Genomic DNA, 25,739 nt, shown 5'->3' with positions numbered 1-25,739 from the left:
TATGGCCGATGTTAGCGCGAGCCGAAAGTGATGCCGGATTCCTCCATTGCTTCCTCGAGCTGGGCAATGGCTACCGGCCCCATGCCGTGGAGCTTGGAGGCCTTCTGTTCGCCAAACTCAGCCAGCTGTTCCAAAGTTTCGATGCCTTCGTGGGCCAGGGCGCGTTTTGCCGGCGCCGCAAGGCCCTTGGGTAGCGGCGTATGTCCGGGCCAATTGCTCTTGGACGACATGGAACATCCCTCCTGAGTGCGTTAGGTCCTACTTAGAGGGTAAAGCCCACACCTTGCTTGGGCGAGTGCTTCACGCGGAATGCGGTGGGGTCGCTGTGCGGAGCCGCTGCGATGGAGAGCTTGGTGAAATCCAGGTCCTCATTGCGAACGCAGATCTTGATGGCATTGACGGCCTTGTTGACATCCGGGCACAGGCAAAGAACGTTCAGACGCGAGTTTCCGATCTCCGTGCGGTCCACGATTCCCAGTCCTCGCCAAGCCAGTTCGCCCGTGAGCGCGGCCTTTGCCTTGCGCTCAAAGTGACGGTCACGTTCAGTGCCGTCCTTGGTCTTCAGCGCAAACTGTGCAACCACCCAGAACTGCTCGGACTCCGGGATCTCGGCGTATCCGTCCTCTTCACACTGGGCAGCGAAAGCCGCCATCAAACCGTCTACCGAAGTGTCGTCGTCAACGTCTGTTTCATCGGTCTTGCTTTGGTGGCCCACGACGCCGTGATTGATCACGAACTGGTGGTCGTCGTCGTCGTACCAGGCTTCACGGAAGTGAAGTACTCCCTCGTCGTCGCGTTTGTATGCGCGGATAATGCCGCTCATGTTCGTCCTTTCCTGAACCACTCTGCACTGGTGTTGCTGGTGCCCTCGACGTCGAATGGAGCCTTCATGGCCTCCACTCCCTCACGAAGGGCTGCGCACTCCGCACGCATGGTTTCCACGATTTCTGCGGGATATCCCATGCCTGCCCTGTGGTCCTCAAACTCGTCCTCGTCATCGACGAACACACCGTGAAGTGTGGATCGGATGACGTCCAGGTCCATATCGATCATGTGGAACTCGGTAACGCCTGGCCTGATGGTGTTCCATCCATGACCGGTTGCCAGGTCTACGTAGATCCGGAAGTCACCCGGGTAGGTGTCGTCATAGAAAGTGGCCACGAATTCGCCGGTCCGCGGTACCAGCAATACTGCATCCGAGGCTGTGTAGAAGGCAGCACCAGGACGCGAACAGAACTCCCCCGCACCTTGGAAAATCCACCAACCGTGGATGTCCTCACCCAAGTAGCGGCCGGGCACAACCCAGTGCGCCTTGCCGTTCCACTTCCTGTTTCTCGCCACCACGAGGTCGCCGGGCTGCAGGGAGCCCGGCTCGCGATCGGGGCTCACAGCTTGGGCAGACTGCCGGTGGTGGGGTGTTCCTGACCTGGCAGGGGCCGCGCAAAGGGGACCTTTGTCCCCAGGACCTGCGCTACGACGTCGTGGGCTATTTTCTGGGCCGTCAGCCCGACGCGCTCCAGGACCTGGCTCCTGGATCCGTGCACCAGGAACTCAACAGGCAAGCCGACCTCGTTCAAAGCTGTATCAACGCCTGCTGCGCGCATTTCCTGGCGGATGCGTGAACCCACGCCGCCGGCGCGGACGCCGTCTTCGATACAGATGACCAGGCGGTGCCGGGCGGCAAGGGCGATGATTGATCTGCGCACAGGCAGAAGCCAGCGGGGATCGACCACCGTTGAGCTGATTCCCTGGGCGCCGAGACGGCCGGCGACATCCAGGGCGAGCTCGGACATCGCGCCAACACTGATAATGAGGACGTCGTTTTCGGTGGAACCCTCGGGACGGCGTGCCAGGATATCCACGCCGTCGTGGAGCCGCTCAATGGCCTCCACTTCAGAGCCGACGCTGCCCTTGGAGAACCGCACCACGGTGGGGGCGTCATTGATGGCGACCGCCTCGCGCAGTTCTTCCCTGAGCCGGGTGGCGTCGCGCGGAGCGGCTAAATGGAGTCCTGGGACAATCTGGACCATCGCCATGTCCCACATGCCGTGGTGGCTGGGACCGTCCGGTCCTGTAACGCCTGCACGGTCCAGGACAATGGTGACCCCCGCCTTGTGGAGTGCGACATCCATCAAGAGCTGATCGAAAGCACGGTTCAGGAAGGTTGCATAAACCGCCACCACCGGGTGCAGGCCACCGAAGGCCATCCCGGCAGCAGACGTGAGCGCATGCTGTTCGGCAATACCGACGTCGATAACGCGTTCAGGATGGCGCTCCGCAAACTTGTGCAGACCAACGGGTATCAGCATTGCCCCGGTGATGCCGACAACGTCAGGACGCTCGTCGGCGATGTCGGCGATTTCCTCGGCGAAGACCGAGGTCCAGGATCTGGCGCCGGGCCTTTCGGTCGGCTCACCTGTCTCTGGATCAATGATTCCCACAGCGTGGAACTGATCGGCCTCGTTGGCTAGGGCGGGAGCATATCCGTGGCCTTTTTCGGTCATGGCATGCACGATCACCGGGCCACCGTAGGCCTTGGCCGTGCTGAGAGCGTGCTCCATCGCCTGGAGGTTGTGTCCGTCCACCGGACCGATGTACTTCATGCCCAGGTCTTCAAACATTCCCTGGGGCGCCCACCAGTCCTTGATGCCCTTTTTCATGGCGTGCAGGCTCTTGTAGGTGAACTGGCCTACCGGACCGCCGTCCTGGAGCTTCTTCTTCCACCAGTCAAGCATCCGCTCATAGGCCGGCGTCGTCCGCAAAGTGTCGATGGTGGGGCGCAACGATGCCAGGTAGTCGGCAAAACCGCCCACAGTCGGTGCATAGGAGCGGCCGTTGTCGTTGACCACAATCACCACGCGGCGCCGCTTATCAGCGGCAATATTATTGATGGCTTCCCAGGTCATGCCACCAGTAAGGGCACCGTCACCTACAACCGCGACGACGAACCGGTCGCCTTCGCCGGTCAACTGCCGGGCGCGGGAAATGCCGTCCGCCCAGGACAAGGACGAGGAAGCGTGGGAGCTTTCGACGATGTCGTGCTCGGATTCGGCGCGGTCGGGGTAACCCGAGAGGCCGCCCTGCTGGCGCAGCGTACTGAAGTCCTGCCTGCCCGTGAGGAGCTTGTGGACATAGGACTGGTGCCCGGTATCAAAGACAACGCTGTCCCGGGGAGACTCGAAGATGCGGTGTACGGCAAGCGTGAGCTCGACGACGCCCAGGTTGGGACCCAGATGTCCACCGGTAGCGGCTACGTTGGTAATCAGGAAGTCCCTGATCTCGCCGGCCAGCTGTTCCAGCTCTTGGCCGGACAGCTTGGCCAGGTCCTGTGGATCCTTGATGGTTTCCAAGAGTCCCAACGGCCCTCCTTAGGGTGAATGACGTGCTTGTTAACTTTAGCGCGTGCCCGGGGCAGGTGTTTTCGCACCTGCCTATGGATGCATAGTCATCCGAAGACGCAGCAGCCCCGGCTGGTCGGGCGACCAGCCGGGGCTGCCTGGTGTGGAGAATCAGCTGGAAACCAGCCGGTTCGCTACGCTGCGGAGATCTGCCGAAGCACGTACTGCAGGATGCCACCGTTGCGGTAGTAGTCCGCTTCACCCGGGGTATCGATGCGCAGGACAGCGTCGAAGGACTTGGAGGTGCCGTCCTCGGCCGTTGCTGTCACCTTGAGCGTCTTTGGCGTGGTGCCGTTGTTCAGCGCCGTGACGCCTTCAACCGAGAAGGTCTCCGTACCGGTCAGGCCCAGCGTTGCTGCAGACTCGCCAGCGGGGAACTGCAGGGGAAGAACGCCCATGCCGATGAGGTTGGAGCGGTGGATGCGCTCGTAGCTCTCGGCAACGACGGCCTTGACACCCAGGAGCGCAGTGCCCTTGGCTGCCCAGTCACGGGACGATCCGGAACCGTATTCCTTACCTGCAAGGACAACCAGCGGCGTTCCCGCAGCCTGGTAGTTCTGTGCGGCATCGTAAACGTAGGCCTGCGGTGCACCTTCCTGGCTGAAGTCGCGGGTGAAGCCACCCTCGACGCCGTCCAGCAGCTGGTTCTTGATGCGGATGTTGGCGAAGGTACCGCGGATCATGACTTCGTGGTTGCCACGGCGCGAGCCGTAGGAGTTGAAGTCCTTGCGCTCCACGCCGTTGGCCAGGAGATACTGGCCCGCCGGAGTGTCCGACTTGAAGGAGCCAGCCGGGGAGATGTGGTCCGTGGTGACGGAATCGCCAAGCTTCAGGAGCACGCGGGCACCCGCGATGTCCTTGACGGGATCCGGCTGCGCCTTCATGCCTTCGAAGTATGGGGGCTTCCGCACGTAGGTGGAGTCCTCGGCCCAGGCGAACGTATCGCCTGCCGGGGTGTCGAGTGCCTTCCAGCGCTCGTCGCCGTCGAAGACGCCCTCGTAACCCTTGGCGAACATAGCCTTGTCGATGGAGGAGTCAATGACTTCCTGCACCTCGATGGGGTTCGGCCAGATGTCCTTCAGGAAAACTTCGTTGCCCTCGGAGTCCGTACCCAGGGCATCGGTGTCGAAATCGAAGTCCATGGAACCGGCCAGGGCGTAAGCGATGACCAACGGCGGGGAAGCCAGGTAGTTCATCTTGACGTCCGGGTTGATACGGCCTTCGAAGTTGCGGTTGCCCGAGAGGACAGCCGTCACGGAGAGGTCGTTGGCCTGGATGGCTTCGGAGATCTCCGGCTCCAGCGGGCCGGAGTTGCCGATGCACGTTGCACAGCCGTAGCCCACGATGTAGAAGCCGAGCTTCTCCAGGTACGGGGTCAGGCCGGACTTCTCGTAGTAGTCGGTGACGACCTTCGAGCCCGGAGCCACAGAGGTCTTGACCCACGGCTTGGACGTCAGGCCCTTGTCAACAGCGTTGCGTGCAAGGAGGGCTGCAGCCAACATGACAGACGGGTTGGAGGTGTTGGTGCAGGACGTGATCGAGGCGATCGACACTGCACCGTGGTCCAGCTCGAACTCGCGGCCGTCGGCTGTCTTCACGTGCACCGGGGAGGACGGGCGGCCGTGCGCACCGTTGGCGGCGGACGCAACGCGTGCCGTCTCCGTCGTGTGCGAGTCGGCGTGCGTGAAGGACGGTGAATCCGAAGCCGGGAAGGACTCGTCCAGGGATTCGTCTACACTGCCATCTTCAATGGCGACGTAGTTGTGGATGTCCTTCCGGAACTGCTCCTTGGCATCCGTCAGCTCGATGCGGTCCTGCGGACGCTTCGGGCCGGAGATGGACGGAACAACCGTTGAAAGGTCCAGCTCTAGGAACTCGGAGAAGCGCAGCTCGCGGGAAGGATCGTGCCAGAGGCCCTGCTCCTTGGTGTATGCCTCCACAAGGGCGACATTCTCTTCGGACCGGCCGGTCAGGCGCAGGTATTCCAAGGTGACATCGTCAATCGGGAACATGGCGGCCGTGGAACCGAATTCCGGGCTCATGTTTCCGATGGTTGCGCGGTTTGCCAGCGGCACAGCGGCAACGCCTTCACCGTAGAATTCGACGAACTTACCCACCACGCCGTGCTTGCGCAGCATTTCGGTGATGGTCAGCACAACGTCGGTTGCGGTGGCGCCGGCCGGGATGCTGCCGCTGAGCTTGAAGCCCACGACGCGGGGAATCAGCATGGAGACGGGCTGGCCAAGCATGGCAGCCTCGGCTTCGATGCCGCCGACGCCCCAGCCCAGGATGCCCAGGCCGTTGACCATGGTGGTGTGGGAGTCGGTTCCAACGCAGGTGTCCGGGTAGGCACGAAGCACGCCGTCGATCTCACGGGTCATGACCGTGCGGGCCAAGTACTCGATGTTGACCTGGTGGACAATGCCAGTTCCCGGGGGGACAACCTTGAAGTCATCAAAGGCCGTCTGGCCCCACCGCAGGAATTGGTAGCGCTCACCATTGCGCTGGTATTCGATCTCCATGTTGCGCTCCAGTGCGCCGGAGTTACCGAAGGCGTCGATCTGGACGGAGTGGTCGATGACCATTTCGGCTGGCGCCAAGGGGTTGACGCGCTTGGGGTCGCCGCCAAGTTCTTTAACGGCCTCGCGCATGGTGGCGAGGTCTACAACGCAGGGTACGCCGGTGAAGTCCTGCATGATGACTCGGGCCGGGGTGAACTGGATCTCCGTGTCGGGCTCCGCATTGGGGTCCCAACCGGCCAGGGCGCGGACGTGGTCAGCCGTTATATTGGCGCCATCCTCAGTCCGCAGGAGGTTTTCAAGCAATACCTTGAGGCTGAACGGAAGGCTGTCTGCGCCCTCTACGGAGTTCAACCGGAAAATTTCATAATCGGTGCCGGCTACATTCAGTACGCCTTTGGAACCGAAGCTGTCCACAGTGCTCATGGCAGGACTCCTCTCGCAACAGTTTCATCTTTGTCGCGTGGTTGGCCGCTAGCCAGTTAGGCGCACCTTACTTAGCCGGGCGGCACTCTCAGTTGGTCAACCCCTATCCCCCGCGGAACTACGCGGAGTGGGGCTGCTATGTGGGACTACTATGCCCATCGTAGTGGCATCGATCATGTTGAAGCACTGCCGCAGGCAGTTGCACCCAGCGCGGCACCCTCCACGAATCGCCCGCCATCCGGTGGCGCGGCGGGCGATAGACGCCTAACCGGCGGGAACGATGAGGCTGACGGTCTCCAAGTGATGCGTGTGGGGGTACAGGTCGAACGCCCTCAACGACTCCAGGCGCCAACCGCCTTGCTGGAAGTAACCCAGATCACGTGCAAAAGAAGCCGGATCACAGGACACATAGGCAATTGCGCGGGGATGTGAGGCCATGAGTTGGTTTACCACTGCTTTTCCAGCCCCCACGCGCGGCGGGTCCAGGACCAGGGAATCGAAGTTCCGGGGGCGTTGGTGCAATACCCGCTCCACTCGCCCCTGCACGATCTCAACGTGGGATTCTCCATGCAGGTTCTTGCGGGCATCACGGCTGGTGCCAGGCGATCCCTCAACGGACAATACCGAACCCGTGACGCCTACCGCATCAGCCAAGGGTGCCGTAAACAGGCCTGCACCGGCGTAAAGGTCCGCCACCGCAGCACCGGGTTGGAGATACCCTCCACCTGCCAGGTAGCCGGTCACCGCGTTGACCAACGTCTCCGGCGCGTCCTTATGAATCTGCCAGAAGCCTTCGCCCGTCACACGGTATTCATGCCCTGCCGCCGATTCCTGCACCCAGGTCCGTCCCCGAAGCTGCAGTACTTGGCCCTTGCCGGGATCGAAGCTGGCTACGGAAACTTCGTGCGACAACTGCGAAAGGATGCTGTGCAGCCGCTTGGGACTGGTTGTTTCCTCCGGCGCCAGCAACACGAGCGGCCTGGAGCCATTGGCTGGCGCCGCCACTTCTACGCGTGCTATCCCGCTGAGATCAAGGTCCCACAACTTGAGGTCGTTGATTCCGGAGAGCGCCAGTGGCATCTCCCGTATGGGCACCACGACGTCCGAACGGTGGGCATGCATTCCCAGCCGTCCCTTGGGTGTGACAGCAAAGCTGGCGCGCGTACGCCAACCGAGTCCGCCGTCGTCGTTGGCACCCACGCCCTCAACCTCGACCGCGAGGTCCAGGCCCGCGAGTCTCTTGAGTTGCTCGGACAACACTTCGGCCTTCAGGGCACGCTGCCGTTGCAGGGAAATGTGGCCGAGCTCGGCGCCGCCCACGGGTGGATTCCCGTGCTGCCAGGCCGCCAGCGAATCGGCTGGCTTCCAGAAGTGCGGCACGCGGTCCGGCGAGGCTTCCAGGACCTCGACGACGTCGGCACGCCAGAAGCGCGACGAGTCGCCGGAGTCGGTCAATCGGATCCGGACCTTCTCCCCCGGAATGCCATGGCGTACGAAGATGACGCGGCCTTCATGGCGTGCGACGAAATGCCCGCCGTGTGCGACAGGGCCAACGTCAACGGTCAGTTCGGTGCCGGGCGTACCTTGGCCTCCGCTGTTGTCAGTGAGGGGGGAAATGCTGTGGGAGGTCATTGTGTATCCTGCAGTGCCTTTGCTTCTTCGGAGGACTTCAGCTGCCACGGAACGCTGGCAACCATGACTCCAGGTTCAAAGTGGAGCCGCGTCTTGATTCTGAGTGCCGTCTGGTTGTGAACCAACTGCTCCCACCATTTGCCCACGACGTACTCGGGGATGTACACCACGATCAAGTCCCGGGGTGAGTCGCGTCGCATGTTCTTGATGTACTCCATGATGGGAGTCACGGTCTCACGGTAGGGGCTGGCCAGTACGGTGAGCGGTACTGGAATTTCCAGCTTCTCCCAATCCCGCACGGTATGTTCTGTCTCTTCGGAGTTGATGTCCACGGTAATCGCATCCAGTCGCGAGGGCCGCGACGCCCGGGCGTAAGCCAGGGCCCGCAATACAGGTTTGCGGACGTGCGAAACAAGCAGTACGGCGTGGACACGGGTAGGCAGCGCGCGTGGCGATGAATCCTCGTCAACAGCCAATTCCTTCGCAACATTGTCATAGTGCGCCCGGATACTCCACATGATGAGGAACAGCACGAACATTGCCAGAAGTGCGATCCAGGCACCTTGCTCAAATTTGGTGATGAGGACGATGACCAAGACGAGCGCAGTCATGCCGAAACCCACCATGTTGATGGTCCGCGATTTGATGATCCTGCGGCGGACCGCCTTGTCCCGTGCCAGTTTCAATTCACGGCCCCAGTGCCGGACCATACCGAGCTGGCTGGCGGTGAAGGAAATGAAGACCCCCACGATGTACAGCTGGATGAGCTTGGTGACATCAGCGTTGAACGAAAGGATGAGAACCAGCGCTCCGGCAGCCAAGGCCAGCACGCCGTTGCTGAAGGCCAGCCTGTCGCCACGGGTGCGGAGCTGGCGGGGCAGGTAACCGTCCTGCGCCAGGATGGAGCCCAGCACAGGGAAGCCGTTGAACGCGGTGTTGGAAGCGAACACGAGAATGACGCCGGTGGCAGCCACCACTATGTAGAACGGAATGGAACCGGCCCCAAAAATGGTGTCGGCGATCTGGCTGATGGCCGGATTCTGGATATAGCCCTCGGGCAACGGCTTGCCATCAAGGAGGAACTCCTTGGCGGGATCCAAGACAATGTGCACCTTCGTGGCGTTGGCGAGGTAAAGGATGCCGGCCAGCATGGCCGCCGCGATCGCGCCGAGCAACAACAGGGTGGTGGCAGCGTTCTTGCTCTTGGGCTTCTGGAAATTGGGCACGCCGTTGCTGATCGCCTCCACACCCGTCAAGGCAGCAGCACCCGAGGAAAAGGCACGCAGCAGCAGGAATGCACCGGCAAGGCCAACGAGGCCTTCGTCGAAGCCGGCCTCCGGCACGATGGTGAAGTTGGCGGACGCCGCCTGGCCCAGTTGTCCCGTAATGGCCTGGAAGATGCCCACGAGGGTCATGCCAATGATGGAGGCCATGAAAATGTAGGTGGGAACGGCGAAGACCGTGCCGGCCTCCTTGATGCCTCGCAGGTTGACCAAAGCGAGAATGATCACGCCCACGGTCGCGATCATCGCCTGTTGGCCGTGCAACGAAGGGATCGCCGTGGTGAGATATGCAGCGGCAGAGGACATCGACACTGCAACGGTCAGGACATAGTCCACGAGGAGCGCAGCAGCAACGGTGAGCCCGGCGTACTTGCCCAGATTGACGTTGGCAATCTCATAGTCCCCTCCGCCCGACGGGTAGGCGTGCACATTCTGGCGGTAAGAGGCCACCACTGTGAGCAACACCACCATCACTGCCAACCCAACAAAGGGGGAGAACGCTACCGCGCTCACACCCGCGAGAGCCAAGGTCAGCAGGATTTCATCCGGTGCGTAGGCCACCGAAGACAGGGCATCCGAGGCGAAGATCGGCAAAGCGATGCGCTTGGGCAAGAGGGTGTGGGATAGGCGGTCATTCCGGACTGGCCGGCCCACCAACACACGCTTCGCAGCATTCAGTATTGTCAACACTTTCGCAAAACTACTCTGAATCCCCAGCGATGTCATGACGGCGGTCTCCGACTTACGTCCAGCGCACCGGTAAAGTCATACGCAGCGACACGGTAAACACACATAAGGAGACACGGTGGCTCACTTCGTGATCATGGGTTGCGGCCGTGTTGGCGCAACCCTGGCACACACTTTGGAAGACGCCGGCCATTCGGTGGCCATCATCGACCAGGACGAGCGGGCGTTCCGTCGGCTTCGCAACACGTTTACCGGCCGCAAGGTCACCGGCGTAGGTTTCGACAGGGACACACTCAAGCAGGCAGGAGTGGAAGAGGCCTACGCATTCGCCGCTGTTTCAAGTGGTGACAATTCCAACATCCTGGCCACCCGTGTGGCACGGGAGACATTCCATGTTGGACACGTCGTGGCCCGCATCTACGATCCCGGACGCGCCGAAATCTACCAGCGCCTCGGCATTCCCACCGTAGCCGCGGTGCGCTGGAGCGCCGACCAGGTCCTCAGGCGCATCCTTCCGGAGCAGCATCTCGCCGGCGATTACCGGGAGCCATCCGGCAGGCTCGTCCTGGCGGAAGTGGACCTGCACGAGGGATGGATTGGCCATAGCGTGACGTCCATTGAAGCTGCCGCAGGCATCCGTGTCGCCTTCCTGACGCGTTTCGGCGAGGGCCTCCTGCCCCTGCCAGGCACGGCCTATCAGGAAGGCGATACCGTCCATGCAATGTTGAGCCTGGACAGGACTTCGGAGATCAGCCGGGTCCTTGCCAAAGCACCGGCCAAGGAGTCTTAGTGAAAGTTGTCATCGTTGGCGCAGGCAGCGTCGGCTCGTCCATTGCCCGTGAGCTCCTGGCCCACAACCATCAAATCCTGCTCATCGACCTCAAGCCTGAAGTCATTGGCCGCAGCGGCCTTCGGGGTGCGCGCTGGCTGGTGGGCGATGCCTGCGAACTCAGCACCCTTCAGGACGCCAAACTTGAGGATGCCGACGTCGTGGTTTCCGCTACCGGTGATGACAAAGTGAACCTCGTGGTGTCCCTGCTGGCCAAGACGGAATTCGCCGTAGGGCGCACTGTTGGGCGTGTCAACAACCCCAAGAACGACTGGATGTTCAATGACTCCTGGGGTGTGGACGTCGCCGTCAACACTCCCCAGCTTATGACTGCCCTGGTTGAGGAAGCCGTGGAAATCGGCGACATCGTCCGGCTGTTGACATTGCAGACCGGCGTCGCCTCGATCGTGGAATTTACCGTTCCCCACGACTCCCACGTCATTGGGAGCACAGTGGGCGCCATTGAGTGGCCCGAAGACGCCACCTTGGTAGCCATCCTGCGTGATCAGGCACCCATCACCCCAAGTCGTGACGATGTCCTCGATGGTGGCGACGAACTGTTCTTCGTCACCACCATCCAGGCAGAGGACGGACTGCGGGCCCTGTTGTCACCAGCCTCAATGGCGGGCCAAGGACCCCGCGACGGCGATGCCAGCGTTACTGATCAGGCGGAGGACGACGGCTTCGACGGTTGAGGTGCGGGCTTGGTAACAAGCCATGCCACCCAAAGGCCGAGGATGTATAGCGGTGCACCCATGAGGAGCCGGGTGGTAGCCAACGCCGTCAAGCCTGGCTCACCCAGGAAGTACAGTGGCACCTGCACCACCAGCCGCAGCGCAAGCACCGCCACAACAATCCACGTGCCAAGCTGGTACGCCCGCAGGCGTTCCGGGTCTTTGCGCCATTCGAGACCCTCGTTGCGGACGAAACCAAACAGCAAGCCGGCGATAGGCCACTTGAGCACTATGGACAGCACCATGCCCGCAATATAGGCAATGTTGGTGAAGAAGCCCAGAACGTAGAAGTCTTCAGCCTTCCCCGTGGTGTTGGCCAACCAAGCAGAAATCCCGACGCCGACCACACCGGCAAGTGCCTGCGTCAACGGGCGTCGCTGGATCAGGCGAACAACAGTGAAAATCGCTGCCGTGGCCAACGCTGCCACCAACGAAATCGTCAAGTCGCGGCTTATGGTGAAGGCCACGAGGAAGACGAGGCCAGGCAGGATGCTCTCCGCGATGCCTTGCACTCCCCCGGCAGACTTCAACATGTCCACATGGCCGGCACTGTTGCGCTGAAGTCCCGCCTTTTCTGCATAGCCCGCAGCTAGATCCGCGACCCCCGGGCTTTCGGCTGCAGGGGTCTTGGCTGACCCCGTGGTCGGAGTTTCACCCTTGCCGGTCGTAGGCTGCGCCGGATCCTTAGGTTCTGATCCATTGGCCACTGTCATAAGTGCTCCTGACGGGAAAGTATTTCGTAGCGTGGATTGAACATCGCAGGCAGGCCATCCTTATGTGTCACCACGCCGTTCAAGCGCAACTCCGCTCCTGCTTCAATCCCTGGTACCCGGTTCCTGCCCAACCAGATGACGCGCAACCGTGCATACGGCCTTTTCACGCCCCCGCCACCCACTGATGGTTGGGAACTGTGCTCCAGCGCGTCCACGACAATCGCCGAAAAGAAGGGTTGCTCACTTGGCGGCTGGTACGTGACCGATTCGATGAATCCAGTGCAGGTGGCCCGGCCGCGGGCAGGGAGATCACGGACGCCGTGTTGCCGGGACTGCTGCCCGGCGGATCCTGGCAAGCCGGGCGTATCAGCCAATCTGGGTGATCTCCGGTCCCCGCTCCGGCTGGTGCAGGGCGGGACCACCTTGCTGTGCAGCGGGATCGGAAGCTTCAGCGGGGGCCTGAGCTGGGGCTTGGGCGGCAGCATCCTTGGGCAGACGCAGCTGCAACAGTTCGCGCGGCGGCATCGGATTGTCGCCGCGTACAACAACCACGCGCCGGAAGAGCTCCTCCAGGCCTGCTGCGGCGTCCCGGTCCAGGGCAGCTTCGCCGCCGAGGACACCACGCAGGAACCACCGGGGACCGTCCACCCCCATGAAGCGGGCGGCCCGGAAACCCCGGCTGCCGTCAGTAGCTTCGGCGGGGAGCTTGGCGACGAGCTCTGTGCCAAACGTTCCAGATACTTCTTCTGTCTCGCCACCCTGGCTTGCTACGGATTGGCCAATCTGCTCGCGGATCTCGTCCCACAGGCCTTCCGAACGCGGAGCGGCGAATGCCTGGAGCTGCAGGCTTGACCCTGCCAGGTCCATGGTCACTGCCACCACGCGCTGAGTAGCTTCTTCCACTTCCAGTCGCAACTGGAGTCCATCGGCGGGTGCGATCAGCAGTGCGCCGAGATCCACGTATCCGTCGCGTTCCTCGATCTCATCGATGTCCCAAGGACCTTTGCCAAGCCGGAAATCACCCTTGGTACCGGACGCGCCGGTTGCAGGGGCTGTTGCCTCAGCCGCGTCGTTTTCCTCGACGGTGCCAGCGGTTTCCGGCCGCTCGGCCTTGGACTTTTTGCCGCGCCCAAAAAGCATTGGGTTGTCTCCTTAGTAGTGGTCTATCCCCAAGTAAACCGCAACCCCGTGGGTTATCAGGCCACCGGTGCGTTGAATCCGCCAGTGGAACCAAAGCCGCCCGTACCGCGGGCGGAGTCGGATAGATCATCAACCATCACGAAGCGCGCGTACTCGACGCGCTGAATCACCATTTGGGCAATTCTATCGCCGCGCTTGAGCTCAATGGCGTGGTTTTGGTCTGTGTTCAGCAGCGTGACGGCGATTTCGCCGCGGTAACCTGCGTCCACAGTTCCGGGTGCGTTGACAACCGTGAGGCCATGCTTGGTCGCGAGGCCGGACCGCGGGTGGATCAGTGCCACAAAGCCGTCAGGGAGGGCAATTGAAACGCCCGTAGGAACCAATTTCCGCTCGCCCGGGGCAAGTTTAACGTCCTCGCGGGCCCGGAGGTCCGCGCCAGCATCGCCTGGGTGCGCATAGGACGGTGCTTCCAGTCCGGCGTCGAGCATTTTCAGCTGAACGTCCAAAGTGGGCGTGCCATACGCTGCGGTGGTGTCATTACTGAATACTGCGGTCTCGTTGCTCACAGTGGACCATTCTACGTGGGGCACATCCATGCGGGCACTCCGGGGAGATAGCCAGCCCAAGGGCCGATAAGCTGGACCCATGCCTACGTCTGACCAGTCCGCCCCCATGCCTGCCCGGAATACTCCCTCCGCCTCCGAGGTGTTGTTCACGGAGAAATTATGGCCCACCATCTGGATCTGGGTTGTCGTCGTGGGCCTGTCGAGCGCTGGAATCCTGATGTTCGCGCCCATCAGTGCCGCCGCGGGCGTCATCGCCGCCCTGGTGCTTCTGGCCGTCATGACCACCCTGCTGGTGGTTACAACACCTACCATCACCGTTACGCGGGACAGCCTTCGGGTGGGACGTGCCACTATCGACCGCAAATTCGTCGGCACCGCCGAGGCCTTCAAAAAAGACGAGGCCACCGCCGAACGTGGAACCCGCCTCAACGGCCTCGCCTACATGTGCTTCCGCGGGTGGGTCGATGCCGTGGTGAAAATCGACATTACCGATCCCGCTGATCGAACGCCTTACTGGCTGGTCTCTTCGCGCCACCCGGACGAACTCGTCGCTGCCCTGGGCGCGCGGTAGCCGCTCCCCTTAGGTAGCTCCTGAAGTCGCCGGTACTGCTAGCTCTCGCATTCCGTGCAGTACAGGTGCCCGTCCCTCTCAGTGGCAATCTGGGAGCGGTGCTTCACAAGGAAGCAGTTGTAGCACGTGAATTCGTCAGGCTGTGGTGGCATGACTTGAATCAGGAGCTCTTCGCCGGAGAGGTCTGCTCCCGGGAGCTCGAAGCCATCGGCAAGATCGGTCTCATCGACATCCACCGCGGAGGATTGCTTCCCCGACTGGCGCGTCTTGAGTTCCTCAATCGAGTCCTCGCTGACGTCTTCCTCGGTCTTTCGAGGGGCATCGTAATCCGTGGCCATGGTCCTTCTTCATCCTGTCGTACTTGCTCCGGGTAGGATTCCGGCCTGGCGGATTTCGTGCCCGCCGCCGGTCTAAGGGTGTAACGCCGGACGCCCCGGATTTGTGCCCGATATCGGCCAGATTGTCCTCCCCTGCCCAGCGATTGTCCAGAGGCGGCAAATTGGGCTGGGATGGCTGGAAAGGATCCACCCTGTAATCTGACTCTTTCGCCGGAATATCACGGCACGCCCTTTGTCCTAGTAGGAAAAGGGCAACGGGGGTGGCAGAGTTTCGAATGTCAGTTATGCCATGTGGTGGAGGGTGTTATGCAGGATCTACGGCTGGTAGGCGTCCACGACGACGGCGGGCATCTGCTCCTGAGCGGACCCGGCGGTGCGATGTTCCAGCTTCCGATCGACGAGGCACTTCGTGCCGCGACGAGCCGGACACCCGCCCAGGTCGCTGCGCGGGCGTCAAACACCCCGATTGCCATGTCCCCCAGGGATATCCAGTCCAGAATCCGCAGCGGAGCCACGGCGGCCGAAGTGGCGGAGTTGTCCGGGCTGCCCCTTGCCAACGTGCAACGTTACGAGGGCCCTGTCCTTGCCGAGCGTGAGTACGTTGCGCAGCAGGCCAGAAACATTGAAGTAGCTTCCCCGGCCCCTGGCCATGACATCTACCGCTCTGCCTTTGGCGACAACCCAGCGACGCTCGGCGAAATGGTGGCCCACCGCCTGTCGGCGCACGGCATCGATTCTTCAACGGTTGAATGGGACTCCTGGCGCCGTTCCGATGGTTCCTGGACCGTCGTCGCGCGCTTTGATGCAGTTCCCGGTACGCACGGAAGCATCGGCGAGGAGCCACCGGCCATGTGGACGTTCAGTCCGCAGCGGAAATCCCTGCAGAACGCCAACCGCTGGGCTCAGCAGCTCAGTGAACTGGAGCCCTTGGACGGACCCGTTCCTGCACGCCGGCTTGCCGCCGTCTCGGATCGTCCTTTCGACTTCGAGACCGACGCCGAAACCGCGGCACGCGCGTCGGCGAAGGAATCCGACAGCCTCTTGGAAATGCTCCGCTCACGCCGTGGGCTGCGCCTGGGCGTGGACGAAGACGGCGATGACGCCTTGGCCGTCCTGCTCAGCAACGTTCCGGCCGCCCACCCGCGTTCTGGCGGGGAAGATCAGGAGCCGGCCGAGGAACCCGCCGGAGATCACCCAGAACCGCAAGCTTCCCCTGCGGCTGAGCCAACGCGGAAGGATGGGCGTCCGTCCATGCTGTCCCGGCTGAGCCTGGCGCCCCGGAACCATGACGCGGACGACGACGCGCTGAAACTCCATGACGGCGTCAGCACGGAGACGCGCGAAATCACCGTTGTGGCAAGCCCATTGCGGCCCGTTACTTCCTTAACCGACCGCAAGCCGGGGGCGGCCAGCGCTCCTGAGCCCAAAGATGCGGATCGAATCGATTCCGCGACCAACCAGATGCAACGGGCAGGGCTGGACGAACTGCTTGGCGGAGCCACATCCCCGCAAACACAGACTGATCGTGCTGCCTCCCGTACAGAGACAGCCTCACAGGACAAGGCATCCCTCGAGGCCGAGGACCGGAACACGCACAAGGATGCTGAGGCGCCCGTAGAGCGCCAGCCCTCGCGTCCGAAACGATCAAGTATCCCCAGCTGGGACGAGATCGTCTTCGGCGCCCGCGGCGACTAACCTCTGGCGTGGCGACTAACCTCTGGCGCGGCGACCAGCCCTAGCTACGCGTCAAGCCGGAGCCACTGCCGGAACCGGCTCCCGGCCATAGGCAGGCATCGACGTCGAACGGAAGAGTCGGGTCTCCCCCAGCCATGAGGTTGGCGCCGTGGGCTGTCACGCGGCGCATGTAATGGCGTCGGCACAGGGTCTCGTAGCCCACCACGGGTTCATGGCCGCCAGCTTCTCCAGGGGTAATTTGATCGTTCACGCCCGGGGCGTCGCCGCCTGTCTGGGGTGCGACATCGCCGACCATGACCTGGTCCCCTTCCACCACCATGATGCCGTCCACCGTTCGGGCATTTTGAGTTGCGCGACGCCCGCACCAGCACAGTGCCTCGACCTGGAGCACCTGTACTTTGTCGGCGAGTTCGATCAGACGTTGAGAGCCGGGAAACAGGGTGGTTCGAAAGTCCGAGGTGATCCCGAACGCGAAGACGTCCACGTCCATCTCATCCACCAGGCGTGCCAACTGCTCCACCTGGGCGGCGGAGTAGAACTGGGCTTCATCGCAGATCAGGTAGTCCACGCGGAGCCCACCGGTCCGGCGTACAACCACTTCATCCCAGAAGTCCGTGTCCGCATGGACTTCAACGGCGTCTGTCTTCAGGCCCAACCTGCTGGAAATCGTCGAATCACCTGCGCGGTCGTTGCAGCTGAACCGTACCCCGCCCCTGCCCCGAGCACGGTGGTTGTAGTCCATTTGCAAAGCCAGTGTGGACTTGCCGCAGTCCATGGTGCCGGAGAAGAAGACGAGTTCAGCCACGTTTGCCCTTTTTACCGGCTGCCGGGAAGCAAAGGAACGGCACTTCGCGTTCCGCCTTCGTCAGGGAGCCGTGCTGGCCCACTACTTCCAACGATGCCGGACGGACCCTGCGGGTGTCGTAAAGGGCAAGGGTATCCCGTGCGGCAATCATGACGTCGCCAATGCGCGGCGCCACGTCCGGCTGGACGTCGCCGAACAGCCCTGCGCCTATCGCCTGTTCACGGGTGAAAGCCCAGATGCGTTCGCCAAACCTTGCCCGCCAGGCGGAGATGAGCAACTCGCGGTGCGTGTCCGGAAGGCCGGGCTCAAGGTAAAGATGAACCATGCGGGGCTCGCCTGCAGTGTGGCGGACCCCGGCGACGAGTGAAGCATCAGCTGAGTAGTCAATGCGCTGGGACTCGGGAACGTCCAGCATTCCGTGATCCCCGGTCAGCACGATAGTGGTTCCCGCCGGCAGCGTCGCGGACAATCTTTTGACAGTGGAGTCGAGCTCTTCAAGTTGGTGTTCCCAGCGGTCGGACTGGCAGCCGTAGCGGTGACCTGCTTTGTCCAATTCATTGACGTAGAAGTACATCAGGGAACGGCCACCGCCGGACATGGCCTCTGCTGCAGCGGCTGTGCGCGCATGCAGGCTCGTGCCGCCCACGAAACGGCTGCCCCGCAAGGCAGCCTGGGTCATCGGCGAATTCCCGAACTGCGGGAGGCTCACAGTAACGACGTCGGCTTCGGCCCCTATGCGTTCGAAGACGGTAGCGTGCGGCTGCCAAAGCGCAGGGTCCACATGGGCGTCCCAGTTGCCCAGCAGGTTCACTACTTTGTCCTGGGAAGGATCCAGGACGTCATAGCCCACCATGCCGTGCTGCCCGGCGGGAAGCCCTGTTCCCAGGCTGGCCAGGGAAGCTGCCGTGGTGCTGGGAAAAGCGGAATCAATCCAGTTGGGGACATTGCCCTGTCCGCTGGACAGGAGGGAACGCAGGAACGGTGTGTGCGAAGCCTTTTGCTTGAGCAGGCTGCGGCCCAGGCCATCGGCGAGGACCACACAGACACGCGGCGCAGCAGGCAGGTGAAGCTGGTTGGCAAATCCGGGGATGCCCATGCTGGCGGCAGCACTGGTAAAAACTTCGGCGATCGACCTGCTCCCAAAAAGCGGGGGCGAAGGGAGGTCCGGGGCCGGCGCCGTACCGGATGTCGGCTGCATGTGCTCCTGTGCAGTCACCCTCAACGCTGGTGTCCGCGGCTCAAGCGGTTGCTGAAGACCCCCGAACGTGGCCGCGGCGCGGGGATGCCTGTGTGCGGGATGGGTGTGGGATTTGCCGTGTTCACGGCACGAAGGGCGCGTGCGAAGACCTTCGCATCCTGGACTGCCTGGAGGCCGTCCGCTTCGGCACTGATGCGCAGGACGATATCTTCCTGGGCGATGGTTCCGCTGTAGCCGTGGTCCGCTTCACACTGCGGGTCACCGCAGCTTGCCGGGCCCATATCCAGCCGCTGCCCACCGGACCAGGCGATGGAGACTGTCATTTCCCGCACGGGATCCGACGGCTTGTAGTCCTGCGGCTGGGCGTACATGTAGCTAAGGACCACCGAACGGATCTGTGCAACCGGCACGGACTCCGTGGAAATCTGGGCGACGATTTGTTCCCCGGCTTCATCCAGCTGCTGATCGTCAACGTGGGTGATCACCAGCATGTCTTCCGTGAGCACCAGCACTGTGATGTGGCGGCGAACCTCGGCGCGATCAAAGTGTGTTTCAAGGTGCACGAGGTGTGACAGGCAATCGCGGCCATCCAAGGCGTCATCCACGACGTCGGCCACCAGCCGGGGGTAGAAACCAGCCTGTTGCAGCGCTTGGTCCAGGCTCTGTCCCTGCAGGCTGTGGTTATGGGCGCTGTGGAGCCCGGCATTGGACGGACGGGACTGAGGCGTCGGAGACTGGGTGCTCATTCCCCCATTTTCACAGATCCACTGGGGACTTCCTAACTGTCGGCCTCGCCCCTGGACCGGTCACTGGCCTACAGGGAGCCCTTAACCGCGCATTGCCCTGCGAGCGCTGTCGGTGCGCCGGGCCGCGTTACCTATCCACACATCCGCACCCAGAATCGTTGCACCGGCGGGGCCCGCGAGCACAGGGTTGAATTCCACCAGGGCAATTCCGGGGTGGTCATCCTTGAGTTTGGCAAGCCTCGCGGCAATGTCCTCAAGGGCAGGCACGTCCACGGCGGGGAGGCCTTGGTAGCCGAACAGTTTCCTGGAAGCGCGTGGCGAGCGGATGAGGTCGTGCAGGTCTGCTGCAGACAATGGTGGGACCCTGTGTGCCCAATCGTCCAGCAGATTTACTGCGTCCCCTGCCAAGCCGAAAGATACCACTGGACCCAGCAGGGGATCCTCCATGGCCCGGAAGGTGCATGCTTGGCCTACCGGGGCCATTGCCTGAACTTCAAGCGATGGCGAACCGTAAGGTTCCAGCGCCCGCTTCATTTGGGCGATGTTCTGCAGCAAGGACTCTGCATCCTGAATGTCCAGCCGGACGCCGCCCAGGTCCAGTCGGTGCCTTAGGGCGGGATCAGTGGTCTTCAGAACCACCGGCCAGCCCACGCGTTCGGCTGCTTCAACGGCTTCCTCAGGTGTGTCGAATCCGATTGTTGGCACCACGGCGATACCGTAGCCGGCCAGTAACTCGGCGGCAGCACCGGCGTCGAGCTTGTGGAGTTTTTCGCCTGTCACACCGGTCAGCATCCTTGCCAGGGATTCCTTGGTCCCTTCGATGTCGCAGCCAGCGGGTTCGACGAAAAGTCCTTGGTCGCGGTCCAGCCATTGGGCGTAGCGAACGATCGCGGCCAGGGCGCCTACGGCGGCACCTGCATTGGAATAGCAGGGCAGTAAAGGACCATCAGAGCTGCCTACCATTCCTTCCACGGGGATGGAGGGGTCCAGGATGCCTGTGAACACCGCCACCGCGGGTTTGCCGGCCTCGGCCGCGCACTCGGCCAGGACACCAGCCAACGCTTCTACGGTGAGTCCGCGTGCCGGCAGGAGTGCGGCCACGATGGCGTTGACAGATTCGTTTGCGAGGCTTGCCCGCAGGCTCTCCCGGAGCGCTGGAAGGGCGAGTGACATGCCGGCGTCGAGGTCGACGTCCGTTACCATCCGGTTCACATCAAGCCCGAGGGGTCCCGCACTGTCAGCGACGACTTTCGCCAGGGCGACGGAATTGGAGTAGACCGCCACGCCGGGGCCGGTGGGCAATGCCTGGGAGGAGACAATCTGGGCGATGTCCATCAATTGCTCAATGGTTCCCACCCTGATGACGCCTGCCTGCCGCATCATTGCATCCACTGCGGCGGCGGGTGCTTGCGTGGTCCGGACTTCATGTCCGGGCGGCAGGCGGAGGCCCGTGACATCGGACTTTGCGACGATCACCGGTTTGCTCCGGGACAACCGGCGGGCAAGCCGGGAGAACTTGCGGGGATTCCCGATTGACTCAAGGTAGAGCCCTACAGCGGAAGTATCGGCGTCGTCCTCCCAGTACTGCATGGCGTCGTTACCCGAGACGTCCGCGCGGTTCCCGGCGGAGAGAAAGGTGGACAGGCCCAACCTGCGTCGTCGGGCCGCGGCGTAGACGGCTACGCCTACGGCGGCTGACTGGCTGAAGAGGCCCAGACCCCCGCGGGGCGGCATGCTCGGAGCCATGGAGGCGTTGAGGGACACAGCTGGATGAGTGTTCAGTATCCCCAGCGACTCGGGGCCAATCACCCGCATTCCGTTGGCCCGGGCGCGTCGCACCAACTCATGCTGGCGCGCAAGGCCCCTCTCGCCGTCGTCGGCAAATCCGGCGGTTGCCACCACGATGCCCTTGACGCCCGCTGCTGCGCAGTCGTCCACTACTTTGGGCACTTCCACGTAAGGCACGGCGATGATCGCCAGCTGCACAGGCCCGGGGATCTCCGATAAGCGTGCAAAGGAGATCATTCCGGCGAGCTCGAAGGCTTCGGGGTTGACCGCATAAATCGGGCCCTCAAACCCACCTTCAATGATGTGTTCCAGGAGTTGGTAGCCTACGGTCCCCCACTTGCGGCTGGCACCAATGACAGCCACCGACGACGGCGCCAGGAGGTCGCGCACGCTGCGGGCCTCTGCGCGGTGCTCGCGGGACTCCATGACGGCCCGCGATTTCTCGGTGGGGTCGATATTGAACTCGACGCTCACCACGCCGTCGTCAAACCCGCGCTTGAGGTCATAGCCGGCATCAGCGAAGACCATGAGCATCTTGCGGTTCTCGGGCAGGACCTCGGCAACGAACCGACGAATACCGTTCTCCCGGGCGGCCGCCGCGAGATGCTCCAGGAGGATCGAGCCGATGCCGCGGCCTTGATGGGCGTCCGAAATGTTGAAGGCCACCTCGGCTTCGTCGGGGTCCTCCAGGCGGTCGTAGCGGCCCACGCCCATGATTTCGCCACCGATCGTGATGACGAATGCCACCCGGTTCACATGGTCCACTTCAGTGAAGCGCCGCACTTCTTTTCCGGACAGTTTGGGCTTGAAGGAGAAAAACCGCATGTAGATGGAAGTTTGCGATTGCCCGGCATGGAAGGCCTGCAGGGCGTCTGCGTCCTCGGGGCGGATGGGACGGATGTGGGCTGTCCCGCCGTCGCGCAGGACGACATCGGCCTCCCAATATTCCGGATAAATGCCGACGTCGGGCTGATCCACCATAGGCTTAGCCTAGCTAAAACATCCGCAGTACAACTTTCAAGGATCCACCGACCCCATGGCCCGCAGCCAAACTCCCGCACGCAAAGGCGAGCCTCTCGGCGATTTCACCGAGAACATCGTCGATATCGACGTCACTTCCGAGATGGAGGGCTCCTTCCTGGAGTACGCCTACTCGGTGATCTATTCCCGAGCCCTTCCTGACGCACGTGATGGCCTCAAACCGGTTCAGCGCCGCATCCTCTACATGATGGCGGACATGGGCTTGCGCCCGGACCGGGGCCACGTCAAGAGTGCGCGCGTCGTGGGCGAAGTCATGGGAAAGCTCCACCCCCATGGCGATGCCGCCATCTATGACGCCATGGTGCGCATGGCACAGGACTTCTCCCTCCGCCTGCCGTTGATCGATGGCCACGGCAACTTTGGATCACTCGACGACGGTCCGGCAGCCCCGCGTTACACGGAGGCACGCCTGGCCGCGGCTGCGCTGACCATGACGGACCACCTCGACGAAGACGTCGTGGATTTCGTCCCCAACTACGACAACCAGTTGACCCAACCGGACGTCCTCCCGGCAGCGTTTCCCAACCTGTTGGTTAACGGAACTACGGGCATTGCCGTCGGCATGGCAACCAACATGGCTCCGCACAACCTTGTTGAGGTCATTGCGGCCGCACGTCATTTGATCGCTAATCCGGATGCGACGCTGGGCGACATCATGAAGTACGTCCCGGGTCCGGACCTTCCCACCGGTGGCCGCATCGTGGGCCTGGACGGTATCCGCGATGCCTATGCCACGGGCCGCGGTTCCTTCAAGACGCGCGCCAAGGTGGAAGTGGAGCAGTTGTCTGCCCGCCGCACCGGCCTGGTGGTGACCGAGCTGCCTTACATGGTTGGCCCGGAAAAGGTCATCGAAAAGATCAAGGACGCCGTCAACGCCAAGAAGTTGACCGGCATCAGCGATGTCGTGGACCTTACGGACCGCAACCATGGCCTGCGCCTGGTCATCGAGCTGAAGAACGGCTTCAACCCCAACGCCGTGCTTCAGCAGCTGTACCGCTATTCGCCCATGGAAGATTCCTTCGGCATCAACAACGTCACGTTGGTTGACGGCCAGCCGCAGACCCTTGGCCTGCTGGAGCTCCTGCAGGTTTACGTGGACCACCGTCTGAACGTGGTCCGGCGTCGGACGGCTTTCCGGTTGGGCAAGAAGAAGGACCGCCTGCACTTGGTGGAAGGCCTGCTGATCGCGATCGTCGATATCGACGAAGTCATCCAGATCATTCGCTCCTCTGATGAAGCTTCCGCAGCCCGTGAACGGCTGATGTCCATCTACGACCTCACCGAGATCCAGGCCAACTACATCCTGGAACTGCGCCTACGGCAGCTGACCAAGTACTCCCGCCTTGAATTGGAGAAGGAACAGGACGAGCTGCGCCGCGAGATCGAAGCGCTGGAGGCTATCCTTGCCTCCGACGAGCTGCTCCGTGACCTGGTTTCCGGTGAGCTGGCCGAAATCGCCACGAAGTACGGTACGCCCCGACGCACCGTACTCCTGGAGTCCGAGGCAGTTTCGCCCACGGTCGCCGCGGCCCTTGCGGCGGCGGTACCGGGGCCCAAGGGCAAGGCCGCAGCGCTCCCCCTCGAAATCCCGGACGACCCCTGCTGGGCCCTCCTCAGCGTGTCCGGGCAGATCGCGCGGACAACCAACCAGGAACCGCTGGCCGAGGCTGGTCCGCGGGCGAAGCACGACGTCTTCCGTTCGGTGGTGAAGACCACGGCACGTGGCGAGATTGGCGCCGTCACTTCCCTGGGCCGCATGTTGCGCCTACAGGTCATGGACATGCCAGCCCTGCCCCCTGTCGGAGGCCTTCCAAATCTGGCCGGTGGAGTGCCGGCCAAGGATTTCATCACTCTTCTCAAGGGCGAGACACTGGTTGCGTTCGTTCCGTTGGACGCCATCCTTGCGATTGGAACCGTGCAGGGCGTGGTTAAGCGTGTTCAGCCGGAGTACCCGCTGAACCGTGAGGACTGGGAAATCATTTCGCTCAAGGACAAGGACACCGTTCTTGCCGTTGAACCGGCCCAGGAGGACGACGTCGAACTCGTCTTCGTGACCAAGCAAGCCCAATTGCTAAGGTTCAGTGCGTCAAACGTGCGTCCGCAAGGCCGGACCGCTGGTGGCATGGCAGGCATCAAGCTCGCTGACGACGACGAAGTCATCCACTTTGGCACCGTGCGCGCAGACGATCCCGCCGCCGTCGTTGTCACTATTGCGGGAACCAATGGCGCTCTGCCGGGCACTGCCCCGGGGACCGCGAAGGTGACTGCCTTCGACGAATACCCGTCCAAGGGGCGGGCCACCGGCGGCGTCCGCGTACACCGCTTCCTCAAGGGCGAAGACACCCTGCTCTTGGCGTGGGCCGGACACGGACCAGCGAAGGCGTCATCGGCCGCCGGAGTGGCCCGCGCACTTCCCCACGAGCATGGCCGCAGGGATGGGTCTGGCGTGCCGCTGTCCCAGCCAGTGGAGGCGATCGGTCCGAGCATGGCCTGGGACGAAATGGCTGCGTCCACCGAGTAGGCCAACAGCCAGCAATGGCACAGGGAACAACAGCAGGGCCGGTGGTTTAAGACCACCGGCCCTGCTTGCTGCGTCAGGCGTTTTGGTTGAGGCTCAGTATGTTTCCCTCGGAGTCCAGGAACCAAGCCGCAGCCGTTCCGTCCGGCATCGTTGCAATGCCGTTTTCAGTCTTCAGGCCTGGGAAATCGTAGTCTTCGAACACAACACCCTTCTCGCGGAGTTCCGATACGGTGGCAGCGAGGTCACTGACCATCCAGCCGATCTGGGTGTTCTTGGCCGTACCTGCATTGGATGTTTGGTAAATGAAGAATCCGGTCCCGTCCCCGCACCTGTACTGGAGGTTGTCGTCGGCGTCTGGATTTTCTGGTTCGAGTCCGAGTTTCTCGCTGTAATAAGCGCGGGCCCGGGCAATATCCGATGCCGGAAGAACGGCACCCACTTGCTGATCCTTGAGCATGTTTTTCTCTTTCCGACTCTCTCCCCGGAGCGAACTTTACTCCTGGGCGGCAACGAAGTCAGGGGCAAACAGCTGCGGATTTTACGCCTTGCCTGAGATTGCCGGTGGTGACCCTTTAGACTGGCGGCATGCCGATCATCCCTGACGCAAAAGACTGGACATGGGTGCTTTCAAAGCCCTGCCCCGAGTGCGGCTTTGACGCCTCCACCGTGACGCCGTCCACGGTCCCGGGCACTGTGCTCAATATGCTTCCGAGGTGGCGCGCCGTTCTGCGCCGGGAGGACGTCGCGGTCCGCCCGAATGACCACACGTGGTCTCCCTTGGAATATGCCTGCCACGTGCGCGATGTCTTCAGCCTTTTCGACAAGCGGCTGAATCTGATGCTGAGTGATGACAACGCCGAGTTTGCCAATTGGGACCAGGACCAAGCGGCCATCGACGGCGAATACGGACGTTCGGACCCCCGCACCGTTTCCGACGAGTTGATCGCGGAAGGGGAGCAGATCGCCGAGTCCTTCGCACGTGTTGTGCAGGATGAATGGCGGCGGACAGGGCGGCGAAGCAACGGTTCTGAATTCACCGTGCTCACGTTCTCGCAGTACTTCCTGCACGATGTTGTCCATCACCTCCATGACGTTGACGGCTAAGCACG

General features: G+C 62.4%; 22 protein-coding genes. 6 read left to right on the top strand and 16 right to left on the bottom strand.

The genetic code is table 11. The annotated features are described in order from the left end of the window. Nucleotides 1-11: 11 nt before the first annotated feature. From AC1DD5_RS12520 to AC1DD5_RS12490, 7 genes are all read right to left on the bottom strand, one after another. Nucleotides 12-230, bottom strand: a complete 219-nt coding sequence (locus AC1DD5_RS12520) for a helix-hairpin-helix domain-containing protein (protein WP_442006515.1) — start codon at nucleotides 228-230, stop codon at nucleotides 12-14. Nucleotides 231-262: 32 nt separating this feature from the next. Continuing rightward, nucleotides 263-823 carry a hypothetical protein gene (locus AC1DD5_RS12515; RefSeq protein ID WP_477521621.1) on the bottom strand — a complete coding sequence of 187 codons (561 nt, stop codon included), beginning with the start codon at nucleotides 821-823 and terminating at the stop codon, nucleotides 263-265. Beyond that, nucleotides 820-1,389, bottom strand: coding sequence for a DUF402 domain-containing protein (locus AC1DD5_RS12510; RefSeq protein WP_442006513.1), 570 nt, complete (start codon nucleotides 1,387-1,389; stop codon nucleotides 820-822). The genes AC1DD5_RS12515 and AC1DD5_RS12510 overlap by 4 nt, the downstream gene beginning before the upstream one ends. Continuing rightward, on the bottom strand, nucleotides 1,386-3,359 hold the full coding sequence (dxs, locus tag AC1DD5_RS12505) for a 1-deoxy-D-xylulose-5-phosphate synthase (RefSeq protein ID WP_442006512.1): 1,974 nt from the start codon (nucleotides 3,357-3,359) through the stop codon (nucleotides 1,386-1,388). The genes AC1DD5_RS12510 and dxs overlap by 4 nt, the downstream gene beginning before the upstream one ends. A gap of 173 nt (nucleotides 3,360-3,532) precedes the next feature. Then, on the bottom strand, nucleotides 3,533-6,343 hold the full coding sequence (gene acnA / locus AC1DD5_RS12500) for an aconitate hydratase AcnA (RefSeq protein ID WP_477521620.1): 2,811 nt from the start codon (nucleotides 6,341-6,343) through the stop codon (nucleotides 3,533-3,535). Nucleotides 6,344-6,607: 264 nt separating this feature from the next. Next, nucleotides 6,608-7,975: a class I SAM-dependent RNA methyltransferase gene (locus tag AC1DD5_RS12495; RefSeq protein ID WP_477521619.1), complete on the bottom strand. Its 1,368-nt coding sequence runs from the start codon at nucleotides 7,973-7,975 to the stop codon at nucleotides 6,608-6,610. Next, the gene (locus tag AC1DD5_RS12490) at nucleotides 7,972-9,948 is read right to left on the bottom strand and encodes an APC family permease (protein ID WP_477521618.1); all 1,977 of its coding nucleotides are present in this window, start codon (nucleotides 9,946-9,948) and stop codon (nucleotides 7,972-7,974) included. The genes AC1DD5_RS12495 and AC1DD5_RS12490 overlap by 4 nt, the downstream gene beginning before the upstream one ends. A gap of 115 nt (nucleotides 9,949-10,063) precedes the next feature. Between AC1DD5_RS12490 and AC1DD5_RS12485 the strand changes: the two genes are divergently transcribed. Together AC1DD5_RS12485 and AC1DD5_RS12480 are read left to right on the top strand one after the other, a co-directional pair. Continuing rightward, a complete protein-coding gene (locus AC1DD5_RS12485) occupies nucleotides 10,064-10,735 on the top strand; it encodes a potassium channel family protein (protein ID WP_442017531.1) in 672 nt (223 codons plus the stop codon). Further along, on the top strand, nucleotides 10,735-11,469 hold the full coding sequence (locus tag AC1DD5_RS12480; RefSeq protein ID WP_442006507.1) for a potassium channel family protein: 735 nt from the start codon (nucleotides 10,735-10,737) through the stop codon (nucleotides 11,467-11,469). Before AC1DD5_RS12485 ends, AC1DD5_RS12480 begins: the two co-directional genes overlap by 1 nt. Here the strand turns inward: AC1DD5_RS12480 and AC1DD5_RS12475 are convergent. The 3 genes from AC1DD5_RS12475 to dut form a co-directional block, all read right to left on the bottom strand. Continuing rightward, nucleotides 11,439-12,221 (bottom strand): DUF3159 domain-containing protein, encoded by a 783-nt coding sequence (locus AC1DD5_RS12475; protein WP_477521617.1) that lies wholly within the window; start codon nucleotides 12,219-12,221, stop codon nucleotides 11,439-11,441. The two genes, AC1DD5_RS12480 and AC1DD5_RS12475, sit on opposite strands and share 31 nt — an antisense overlap. A gap of 366 nt (nucleotides 12,222-12,587) precedes the next feature. Further along, nucleotides 12,588-13,361, bottom strand: a complete 774-nt coding sequence (locus tag AC1DD5_RS12470; RefSeq protein WP_477521616.1) for a DUF3710 domain-containing protein — start codon at nucleotides 13,359-13,361, stop codon at nucleotides 12,588-12,590. Nucleotides 13,362-13,417: 56 nt separating this feature from the next. Continuing rightward, nucleotides 13,418-13,927 carry a dUTP diphosphatase gene (gene dut / locus AC1DD5_RS12465; protein WP_442006503.1) on the bottom strand — a complete coding sequence of 170 codons (510 nt, stop codon included), beginning with the start codon at nucleotides 13,925-13,927 and terminating at the stop codon, nucleotides 13,418-13,420. A gap of 79 nt (nucleotides 13,928-14,006) precedes the next feature. On the opposite strand from dut, the gene AC1DD5_RS12460 reads away from it, so the two are divergent. Beyond that, nucleotides 14,007-14,498 (top strand): DUF3093 domain-containing protein, encoded by a 492-nt coding sequence (locus tag AC1DD5_RS12460; protein ID WP_442017535.1) that lies wholly within the window; start codon nucleotides 14,007-14,009, stop codon nucleotides 14,496-14,498. A 38-nt stretch (nucleotides 14,499-14,536) separates the two neighbouring features. Here AC1DD5_RS12460 and AC1DD5_RS12455 read toward each other — a convergent pair whose 3' ends face one another. Beyond that, nucleotides 14,537-14,836, bottom strand: a complete 300-nt coding sequence (locus AC1DD5_RS12455) for a DUF4193 domain-containing protein (RefSeq protein ID WP_216923072.1) — start codon at nucleotides 14,834-14,836, stop codon at nucleotides 14,537-14,539. Nucleotides 14,837-15,142: 306 nt separating this feature from the next. On the opposite strand from AC1DD5_RS12455, the gene sepH reads away from it, so the two are divergent. Next, nucleotides 15,143-16,531 carry a septation protein SepH gene (sepH, locus tag AC1DD5_RS12450; RefSeq protein ID WP_477521615.1) on the top strand — a complete coding sequence of 463 codons (1,389 nt, stop codon included), beginning with the start codon at nucleotides 15,143-15,145 and terminating at the stop codon, nucleotides 16,529-16,531. Nucleotides 16,532-16,571: 40 nt separating this feature from the next. On the opposite strand, the gene AC1DD5_RS12445 is transcribed toward sepH, so the two are convergent. The 4 genes from AC1DD5_RS12445 to AC1DD5_RS12430 form a co-directional block, all read right to left on the bottom strand. Then, nucleotides 16,572-17,336 (bottom strand): thymidine kinase, encoded by a 765-nt coding sequence (locus tag AC1DD5_RS12445; RefSeq protein ID WP_477521614.1) that lies wholly within the window; start codon nucleotides 17,334-17,336, stop codon nucleotides 16,572-16,574. After that, on the bottom strand, nucleotides 17,329-18,534 hold the full coding sequence (locus AC1DD5_RS12440; protein ID WP_442006499.1) for an alkaline phosphatase family protein: 1,206 nt from the start codon (nucleotides 18,532-18,534) through the stop codon (nucleotides 17,329-17,331). Before AC1DD5_RS12440 ends, AC1DD5_RS12445 begins: the two co-directional genes overlap by 8 nt. 20 nt (nucleotides 18,535-18,554) lie before the next feature. Further along, the gene (locus AC1DD5_RS12435; RefSeq protein ID WP_442006498.1) at nucleotides 18,555-19,280 is read right to left on the bottom strand and encodes a DUF5998 family protein; all 726 of its coding nucleotides are present in this window, start codon (nucleotides 19,278-19,280) and stop codon (nucleotides 18,555-18,557) included. 81 nt (nucleotides 19,281-19,361) lie between these two features. Beyond that, complete coding sequence (locus AC1DD5_RS12430; RefSeq protein ID WP_477521613.1) at nucleotides 19,362-22,049, bottom strand: bifunctional acetate--CoA ligase family protein/GNAT family N-acetyltransferase; 2,688 nt, start codon at nucleotides 22,047-22,049, stop codon at nucleotides 19,362-19,364. A 55-nt stretch (nucleotides 22,050-22,104) separates the two neighbouring features. On the opposite strand from AC1DD5_RS12430, the gene AC1DD5_RS12425 reads away from it, so the two are divergent. Further along, nucleotides 22,105-24,630, top strand: coding sequence for a DNA gyrase/topoisomerase IV subunit A (locus tag AC1DD5_RS12425; protein WP_477521612.1), 2,526 nt, complete (start codon nucleotides 22,105-22,107; stop codon nucleotides 24,628-24,630). 73 nt (nucleotides 24,631-24,703) lie between these two features. Here AC1DD5_RS12425 and AC1DD5_RS12420 read toward each other — a convergent pair whose 3' ends face one another. Continuing rightward, a complete protein-coding gene (locus AC1DD5_RS12420) occupies nucleotides 24,704-25,087 on the bottom strand; it encodes a VOC family protein (protein ID WP_442006495.1) in 384 nt (127 codons plus the stop codon). Nucleotides 25,088-25,215: 128 nt separating this feature from the next. On the opposite strand from AC1DD5_RS12420, the gene AC1DD5_RS12415 reads away from it, so the two are divergent. Continuing rightward, the gene (locus AC1DD5_RS12415) at nucleotides 25,216-25,734 is read left to right on the top strand and encodes a DinB family protein (protein ID WP_477521611.1); all 519 of its coding nucleotides are present in this window, start codon (nucleotides 25,216-25,218) and stop codon (nucleotides 25,732-25,734) included. Nucleotides 25,735-25,739 lie beyond the last annotated feature (5 nt).

Source organism: Paenarthrobacter sp. 10L420, from assembly GCF_056395385.1.
This window is presented reverse-complemented; position numbering and strand designations above follow the sequence as displayed.